This is a genomic window from Streptosporangium amethystogenes (genome assembly GCF_000721075.1).
Classification (GTDB): Bacteria; Actinomycetota; Actinomycetes; order Streptosporangiales; family Streptosporangiaceae; genus Streptosporangium; species Streptosporangium amethystogenes.
In genome coordinates, this window is sequence record NZ_JOEQ01000081.1 from 1 (window position 1) to 8,069 (window position 8,069).

The window sequence follows — 8,069 nt, forward strand, 5'->3', positions numbered from 1 at the left end:
GTCGCCGTACGCGATTCCAAAGACCCCCACGGCCCCAGCCTTTTCTTCACCCCCACCGAATGGACCACCTTCATCAACACCATCAAGGCCGACGACTTCAACCTCGGCTGAACGATCTCCCCTACTGCTACCGGCCGCCCGACCACACACGAGGGCGGCCGGTAGGTGCTGTCCGACCTTGTGTCCTGCCGGCCCTGCCCGCGTTCACCTGCGTCGAAGAGATCGATCATGGCATGCACCCGCAGGCGTTGGAGATCTTCGTCGAGCGGGTCCGGGAGGCGAGCGACAGAACACAGTTCATCATCGCCACCCATTCACCGGCCCTCGCCGATCGGCTCAAACCGGAGGAACTCATCGTGTGCGAACGTGCGGAGGACGGTTCCTCCATGATCCCGGCGGTGTCGACCGCCCAGGTCGAGAAGATCGTGCGAGCCAGCGAAGGGATGCCCCTGGGAGAGCTATGGTTCTCCGGCGCGCTGGGGGCGATCTGTGAGCAGGCGCGGGGAACCCGCATCCGGCCGACCAGGAAACCGATCGTGGTCGTCGCCGGTGAGGATCGGAACGACCAGCTCAGTCTCCGGATCCTCCTGGAGGAGTTCTGCCCGGAGATGCGCGGGCGGATCGTGGAGATCGGCGATCCGGTGCGACTGCGCCAGGCCACCGGCGCGAACCTCGCCGCCCGTGCGGAGACCCTCGCGCGCAAGGTCCGCGCGAGGGCCGTACGCGATGACAGGGACTGTACGGTATCCGGGCGGACTGTAAGCCGCACTTGGCGTAGAACCTCGCGGGGCAGCGACGCCAGAAGGGCAGCGAAAAGGGCCCGATCTTCGGGGGCGAACCTCACCCTGGCGCCGACGCCGAGTTGCCGTTCAAGGACGGTTGTCGGCAGGCGCAATGCTCGACGATGCTCTAGGAAACGCCATGGACCTCGAAGGGAACAACGATCCCGCGGATACACGGTGACCTTATGGCTCTTCACTGCCCGAGCATCGGCGCGCACACCGGCTCGTACGGCTCCGGAATGCCGTAGTCTCGCCATTCCGCCAAGGTGAGGGACCGGGCCGCCGCCTTGCAGCCTGAGGCGAGTAGATCGCGGTCGGAAGGAAGCCCAACATTCCACAGGCGTATGGTTTTGTCGCTGCTGGTGGTGGCGAGGGTGCGGCTGTCAGGGCTGAACGCCACCCCGTTCACGAATCCGGTGTGGCCGGTCAGCGGGGCACCGAGTTGACGGCGAGTGGTCACATCCCACAGACGAACGGTACTGTCGTTGCTGGTAGTGGCGAGGGTGCGACCGTCAGGGCTGAACGCCACCCCGGTCACGAATCCGGTGTGGCCAGTCAGCGGGGCACCGAGTTGACGGCGAGTGGTCACATCCCACAGACGAACGGTACTGTCGTCGCTGATGATGGCGAGGGTGCGACCGTCAGGGCTGAACGCCACCCCGGTCATGAGTCCGGCGTGGCCGGTCAGCGGGGCACCGAGTTGGCGATGGGTGGTCACGTCCCACAGACGTGCGGTCATGTCGTTGCTGGTGGTGGCGAGGGCGCGGCCGTCAGGGCTGAACGCCACCCCGTTCACGAATCTGGTGTGGCCAGTCAGCGGGGCACCGAGTTGGCGATGGGTGGTCACATCCCACAGACGTGCGGTCATGTCGTCGCTGGTGGTGGCGAGGGTGCGGCCGTCAGCGCTGAACGCAACCCCGTTCACAGCGTCGGTGTGACCGGTCAGCGGGGCACCGAGTTGACGGCGAGCGGTCACATCCCACAGACGAACGGTACTGTCGTCGCTGGTGGTGGCGAGGGCGCGAGCGTCAGGGCTGAACGCCACCCCGAAGACCCAGCCGGTGTGGCCGGTGAGGGGGGCGCCGAGTTGACGGTGGATGGTCACATCCCACAGACGAACTGTCTTGTCGCTGCTGGTGGTGGCGAGGGCGCGACCGTCAGGGCTGAACGCCACCCCGTCCAGGGAGTCGGTGTGGCCGGTCAGCGGGGCGCCGAGTTGACGGCGAGTGGTTACATCCCACAGACGAACGGTCCTGTTGCCGATGGTGGCGAGGGTGCGGCCGTCGGGGCTGAACGCCACCCCGTTCGCGAAGTCGAAGTCTTCTATGCGGCGGGTGAAAGGTTTGCCGAGTTGACGGTGAGTGGTCACGTCCCACAGGCGAACGGTTCCAGGGTTGCCGTTGGTGGCGAGGGTGCGGCCGTCAGGGCTGAACGCCACCCCGGTCACGGCGTCGGTGTGGCCGGTCAGCGGGGCACCGAGTTGACGGCGAGCGGTCACATCCCACAGACGAACGGTACTGTCGTCGCTGGTGGTGGCAAGGGCGCGACCGTCAGCGCTGAACGCCACCCCGGTCACGGCGTCGGTGTGACCGGTCAGCGGGGCACCGAGTTGACGGCGAGCGGTCACATCCCACAGACGAACGGTCCTGTCCATGCTGGTGGTGGCAAGGGTGCGACCGTCAGCGCTGAACGCAACCCCGGTCACGATGCTGGTGTGGCCAGCGAGGACACCTCGTGCGGGGTTGGTCAGTGCGGTGAGCAGGACATGGCGGGCGTCGTTGGTGTGGGAGAAGTGCCAGCTGGTGGCGGCTAGTGCTTGCGCCAGGGTGGGGTTGCCGGCAGCGACACTCTCGCTTTCTGTCGCGAGCTGACGGGAGAGGGCTTCACGGCTGTTGGATTCAGCCAGGGCCTGCTGGACACCGGTGCTTTTGGCGGCGATGACGGCCGCTGCCGCTCCCCCCAGTGACGCGATCACCAAAGTGACCAGGGTGATGATGGTGATCCGGCGGCGTCGGATCAGACGCTGTGTGGCATGGTCGCTTGCGCGCAGGAAGGCGTTGACGCTGTGGCTCGGAGCGCGATGGAGAGCGGGATTGTCGTGCCAGCGCCGGCGTGCGGCGCTGATGGCTTGCAGGCGGGCCTGGTCATACAGGTAGCCGGTTTGGTGATGGTGGCGCTCCCAGCGGGCGGCGTCTTCGGCGAGTTGCTGCGCCGCCAACAGGTCGGCGCGACCGGTATCGATCCAGGATCGTAGCCGAGGCCAGGCGCGGATGAGTGCTTCGTGGACGAGTTGCGCCTTGTCCTCATCGACCGTCACCAGCCGGGCTTGGGCGAACGAATTAAGCACCCTCGTGGTGGCCAGGTCGTCCTCGGCGGTGTCTGTGGCCGGGCGGAGTTCGGCCAAGGCGACGGTACGGCGGGTGTCCTCGGTGCCCTCGCCCAGATGCACCAACTGCAGTAACAAGCGGCGAGCGACCTGCTGGTCAGCCTCGGTGAGGCTATCGAAGATGTCGTTGGCGGTCTTGGCCAGAGCCTTGGTGATACCGCCGGCGGCGCGGTACCCCGCGAGGGTGAGCCGGCCGTTGTCACGGCGCTGCCAGGTGGCCAGCAGGGCGTGCGACAACAATGGCAATGGCGCGCTGAACGTCCCGGCGGTATCGCTCGTGCTGACTGCGTCGGCACCCAGATCGTGCAACAGGGTGTCGACGAGCCCTTCCTCCAAGATCAGGCCAGCCAGATGGGCGGGCTGTTCGATCACCTCGCGCAGCTGGTCGCCGGATAGAGGATTGACCACTACCGGATGTTCCAGTGCGGAGGTGAGCTGAGGGTAAGGGGTGCAGTGACCGAAGAAGTCCGCACGTACTCCCAGCACCACCCGTACGCTCCGCCAGGCTACGGCCAAGGCGGTGATGAAGGCCGCCCGCTGGGCGGGCTGGGTGCACTGCGTGAACAGCTCCTCGAACTGGTCCACCACGATGACCGTGTTAGCTGGCAGCTTCGCTGCCAGCTCCTCGAACGGCCGTGCCGTATCCCACGAGGCCTCGTCGTGCCGGTCGGGTGGACTGGCCAGGTCGTGAAGGGTGTCGCGGAGACGATCCAGAGGGGTGGCACCGGGCGTGAGCAGCAGGCAGCGCCCCGGCCCCAGTTCGGGGATCAGGCCCGCCTGCAGGAGCGAGGACTTGCCGGATCCGGACGGACCGGCGACCAGCACCGGCATCCCTTCAGCAGCATTCACCCGCTGCTTCAAGATGTCAGTGAGATGCTCGCGGCCGAAGAAGAATGCCGCGTCCTGCACGCCGTAGGAGCGCAATCCCAGGTAGGGGCTGTGCTGGCCGTGGGCGGCTGCGGGCACCGGCGAGGGGCGTGCGGTGGGTGGCTGGTAGGCATGGTTGACCGTCAGCGGGCGGCGCCCGTGGGCGTCGGCGGCCTGACGGCGCGGCGCCGGTAGGCGGCGCTCGGACAAGATGCGGGTCAAGCTGGCATGCACATCGTCCAGTGACAGCAGTGACGGCCCGAGGGGATCGCCTTGAGCGAGCACGTCGATCAGCGCGCCAGAGAAGGCGGTGTGGCGCTCACCTGGCAGAGCCCAAGCCGTCTCGTTCCTGCTGGTGGCGGTCAGCAGGTAACTGTCGGGCCAGCCTGTGGCCCGTCCCGCCCAGCAGCAGTCCAAGATCACCACGCTCAGGTGGGCTCGCGCCTGGGACAGCAGATCACGCACCTGGTTGAACGGCAGCGCCTGATAGACAGCCGACCCCCGACCCAGGTCCGCGGTCGCCTGGGTGGCCAGATACAGCTCGCCATCGGGGCCCAGCAGGCCATGCCCGGCGTAGTAGAACAACGCTACTTCGTCCGACTGCTCGGCCAGGTCAGCGATGGCTTGGGCCAACTCGGCCGGGTCGCTAGGGTTCGGCAGGCAGGTCAGATCCAGGCGATCCAGTCCAGCGTGTTCCACCACGGCGTCAGCCAGGTCGCGCATGCTCGTAACGGCTGCCGGCACATCCCCGATCAACGCCCCCTCTACGGGGTGGCGGCCCGATCCGACCAGCAGGGCACGCACCCCCGGCCCGGACAGCACCCCCCCAGGCAGACCGGCCGGTTCAGCCACCCGCGCTCTCCTCCGGCACCGGCAAGGACCGCTCGTTGTTCAGCGCCGTTTCGATCTGCGCCGTCACCGCACGGGTCTGTTCGGCGTTCAACGTCTTGATCCGGGTAGCGCTGATCTGCACCTCTGTCCCGTCCGGCCGCTTGACCGTGATCTTCACGTCGCTCGTGCGGTACCGCAGCCAGGCGATCACCACCCCGGCCACGGCCGCCACCGGAGCACCGGCGAGAACCTGCACAGCCTCGGCCACCGGCCCCAGTGCCCCGGTCGGCGGTGGGCTTTCCAGCAGGCGAACGCCGCCCCGCAGTTCCGGTTCCCGGCGGAGCCAAGCATGCAGTTCCCGAACCTCGGCGGGCGTGTCCACTATCACCAGCGATCCCTTTCGCTGGTCGTCTGTCTCATCTGCCGCGCTGTCATGCGGAACGCCCGCCACCGGACCTCCTCGTCATCTGCCGCCGCTTTAAGGAAACGTTGTGCCACACCATCAGATGATCACCAACACGGCAAGCCAAACACCCAAATTCGGTTGTTACGCCTCGCAGTACTCATCTATCGCTGTGACCTGGATTGCTTGGTGACGCGATTTTGGAGGCCGTCAAGCTGGCTGGGCAACACTCTCGACTACTCATCGGCATGCCCGGCATCCAAACACCTCTCCCGACACCCCGGCTCTGCTCCCGTGTCGGATTCGTCCACCACTACATGTCGACCGACAGGCAAAGCCTTCGTTCTCTCGCGCTCCAGCCCCACCTTCGTCTCGGCGACATCGACGACCACACCAGCAGCAAAGCCATCACCGCCATAGGCCACATCACCAGCGGAAACGTCCATCTCATCAGAAAATATCGTGTCCTCGACATCAACTACATGTCCGTTGACAGTGAGGTAATCTCAGCGAAATAGTTTGGACGATTGGGATTTCCTGGACGCCGCCAGTGGCGTTCCGGGCCTTTCGGGAGGAGTTACTGAAGGCCAGAAGCAGACGTGGAGCCCGGCAATCGTACGATCTTCAGCGCACCGTGGCCCCACATCCGCTTCCAGGGCCCCGGCGTTCCCGGGTTCTGATGCGGTATGGCGATGTTGAACGTTTGGCCAGGTGGAAGACGAAAGAGCGCGACTTCTGCTGATCTTGCAGGTCTCAAATCCGAAGATCGTCACAGGAGTCGCGCTCGTGTCCCCATCTTCCCCGACCAGCTCTTGCCGCGTCCCTCTTCTTGACCAGCTCACCGACCTGGCGTTGTGGGAAGCAGAGCCGGCGACCGACCCGGTCGTGGCGGAATCAGCGCTGATACGCCGGTTGGCGGCGGTGCCGGATCAGCGCTCGGCGTGCGGGCTGCGGCATCCGCCGACGGTCATCTTGACGTTGACCGCGTGCGCGACACTCGTGGTCGGCAGCGACAGCGTGGCAGCGATCCGGCAGTGGGCCGCCCGGATTTCGCAAGCAGTGCTGGAGCGGCTGGGCGCCTACCGTGATCCGTTCACCGGCCGGTTCACCGTCCCCAGCGAACGGACCTTCCGCCGGGTCCTGGCCGAGTTGGACGCCGACGCGCTGGACGCGGCGATCAGCGGATATATGACCGATGTCGTCCGCCGAGAGGCACCCGCGCCGCAAATCCCCGACACACCCGGGCCCGCCGAGCGAGAGCAGCGCCGGCCACAACTGGGCCGACCCAATGCATCCACCTGTGAAGACCAGCACGGTGAGCCCCGTGAGCAAGGTGATCCCCGGAAACTGGGCCGCAGGCGGTGCCGCGCTGACCAAGGTCAACGATGCCGGCGGGACCTACAACCGGAGCTTCTTCCAGAACATCGAGTTCATCACGGACCAAGATACGGCTGACGAGAAACACTGGCCGAACCTTCCCCTGGCTCCCGACGGCACCCGGCCGGAGCCGACGAGTAGACAGCTCATAGGGGTGAACCTGCGCAACTACGCCACCGTGGGCAGCCGCGCCCAGATGGACGTACGCCGCGCGGAACTCCCGCTGCTGCCGATCGAGGAGCAGCGGGAGTACGGCCCCACGGCGCCGTCCGGCCGGCCACCGACGAGAACCCCGAGAACAAAAAATCTTGAGCGGCCGGGGAAGATACCGGCTACATCCAGCTCATTTGATGTTCAGCTCCACATTCGCGTGTTCTCGACGCCCGGCAGGATCACCTGGATATCGGACGGCTCCGCCGCTACGGCCAGGCGACCAGTTGGAACCAGACCGACTTGCCGTAGGGGTTCAGGGTCCACCCCCAATTGTGGGAGAGGTCGCCGACGATGGTGAGGCCGCGGCCGGAGGTTTCCAGGTCGTCGGGTTGTCTCATCCGCGGGATCTCGATGCAGGAGTCGTAGACGTCCACGGTCAGCAGGTCCTTCTCCCGTTCCAATCGGCCGCCGTATCACGCACGAATCGGCGAGCCGAGGCGACGTTCTCAATATCGCGCGGCATCCGCTTTTCCCCCAGTGGGGAAAATGCCGGATTCATCGTATAGCGGTATTCGGTCAGCGCCGCACTCGCTTTGATGGCCTCTTCCATGATTTTTCTTTCTGTCTCGGATTTCGTATGTTCAGATTGCCGAGACATCACTACGCCCGGTAGCGAAACGCTCACGAAGCGCTCGGGTTGGAGTTCAACAGCCTTTTGTTGAACTCCGGTTAGGAGGGAGCCGTGGTCGACCTCTACGCGCCCCAGGCAATATGGGGCAGGGAACTGCGCTACTACCGGAAGGCAGCCGGCCTCACCCAGGGAGAGCTCGCTGAGAAGATCCATTTCAGCGAGTCCCTGATCAGCGGGGTGGAGACGGGGCACCTCCCAGCCAGCCCGGAATTCGCCGAGGCGTGCGACCTCGCCCTCAACACGGGCGGCGCCCTCCTTCGGCTCCTCGACTGGAGAAAGGGCCAGGTCTTCCCCCCCTGGTTCGGAAAGTGGCGGGACAAGGAAAGCGTCGCCGTCACGCTCCGGACCTACGAGCCGCTGATGGTTCCCGGCCTACTCCAGACCGAGGCATACGCACACGCCCTGCTGGGCGACAACGCAGCCGTTACGGCCCGCCTGGGGCGTCAGAACATTCTGACCCGCGAGAACCCGCCGACCCTTCGCTGTGTAATCAGCGAGACGGTCCTCAACCTGCTGGTAGGAGGTCCCGATGTCATGCGCGAGCAACTGGAGCACATCGCCGCGATCGCCAGTCCCCAA

At 65.9% G+C, this 8,069-nt stretch carries 9 protein-coding genes; 4 read left to right on the top strand and 5 right to left on the bottom strand.

All coding sequences use genetic code 11. The annotated features are described in order from the left end of the window. Together IG98_RS52220 and IG98_RS54065 are read left to right on the top strand one after the other, a co-directional pair. The coding region (locus IG98_RS52220) for a DUF397 domain-containing protein (RefSeq protein ID WP_169750302.1) at positions 1–111 on the top strand (111 nt) is incomplete at its 5' end. 122 nt (positions 112–233) lie between these two features. Next, complete coding sequence (locus IG98_RS54065; protein ID WP_245651959.1) at positions 234–1,052, top strand: AAA family ATPase; 819 nt, start codon at positions 234–236, stop codon at positions 1,050–1,052. Here the strand turns inward: IG98_RS54065 and IG98_RS0143260 are convergent. From IG98_RS0143260 to IG98_RS51715, 3 genes are all read right to left on the bottom strand, one after another. Continuing rightward, on the bottom strand, positions 976–4,887 hold the full coding sequence (locus tag IG98_RS0143260) for a caspase, EACC1-associated type (protein WP_157594882.1): 3,912 nt from the start codon (positions 4,885–4,887) through the stop codon (positions 976–978). The two genes, IG98_RS54065 and IG98_RS0143260, sit on opposite strands and share 77 nt — an antisense overlap. Then, positions 4,880–5,317, bottom strand: coding sequence for an effector-associated constant component EACC1 (locus IG98_RS0143265; RefSeq protein WP_211264377.1), 438 nt, complete (start codon positions 5,315–5,317; stop codon positions 4,880–4,882). The genes IG98_RS0143260 and IG98_RS0143265 overlap by 8 nt, the downstream gene beginning before the upstream one ends. Before the next feature lie 188 nt (positions 5,318–5,505). Continuing rightward, complete coding sequence (locus tag IG98_RS51715; protein WP_157594883.1) at positions 5,506–5,715, bottom strand: hypothetical protein; 210 nt, start codon at positions 5,713–5,715, stop codon at positions 5,506–5,508. A gap of 265 nt (positions 5,716–5,980) precedes the next feature. On the opposite strand from IG98_RS51715, the gene IG98_RS49870 reads away from it, so the two are divergent. Then, complete coding sequence (locus IG98_RS49870; RefSeq protein WP_084196087.1) at positions 5,981–6,724, top strand: transposase family protein; 744 nt, start codon at positions 5,981–5,983, stop codon at positions 6,722–6,724. 341 nt (positions 6,725–7,065) lie between these two features. Here the strand turns inward: IG98_RS49870 and IG98_RS0143275 are convergent, their stop codons facing one another. Next, positions 7,066–7,260 carry an ATP-binding protein gene (locus tag IG98_RS0143275; protein WP_030926247.1) on the bottom strand — a complete coding sequence of 65 codons (195 nt, stop codon included), beginning with the start codon at positions 7,258–7,260 and terminating at the stop codon, positions 7,066–7,068. Next, positions 7,236–7,409 (bottom strand): hypothetical protein, encoded by a 174-nt coding sequence (locus tag IG98_RS51720; RefSeq protein WP_157594884.1) that lies wholly within the window; start codon positions 7,407–7,409, stop codon positions 7,236–7,238. The genes IG98_RS0143275 and IG98_RS51720 overlap by 25 nt, the downstream gene beginning before the upstream one ends. A gap of 132 nt (positions 7,410–7,541) precedes the next feature. Here IG98_RS51720 and IG98_RS0143280 point away from each other — a divergent pair. Further along, on the top strand, positions 7,542–8,069 hold a 528-nt coding region (locus IG98_RS0143280; RefSeq protein WP_037972897.1), incomplete at its 3' end, for a helix-turn-helix domain-containing protein.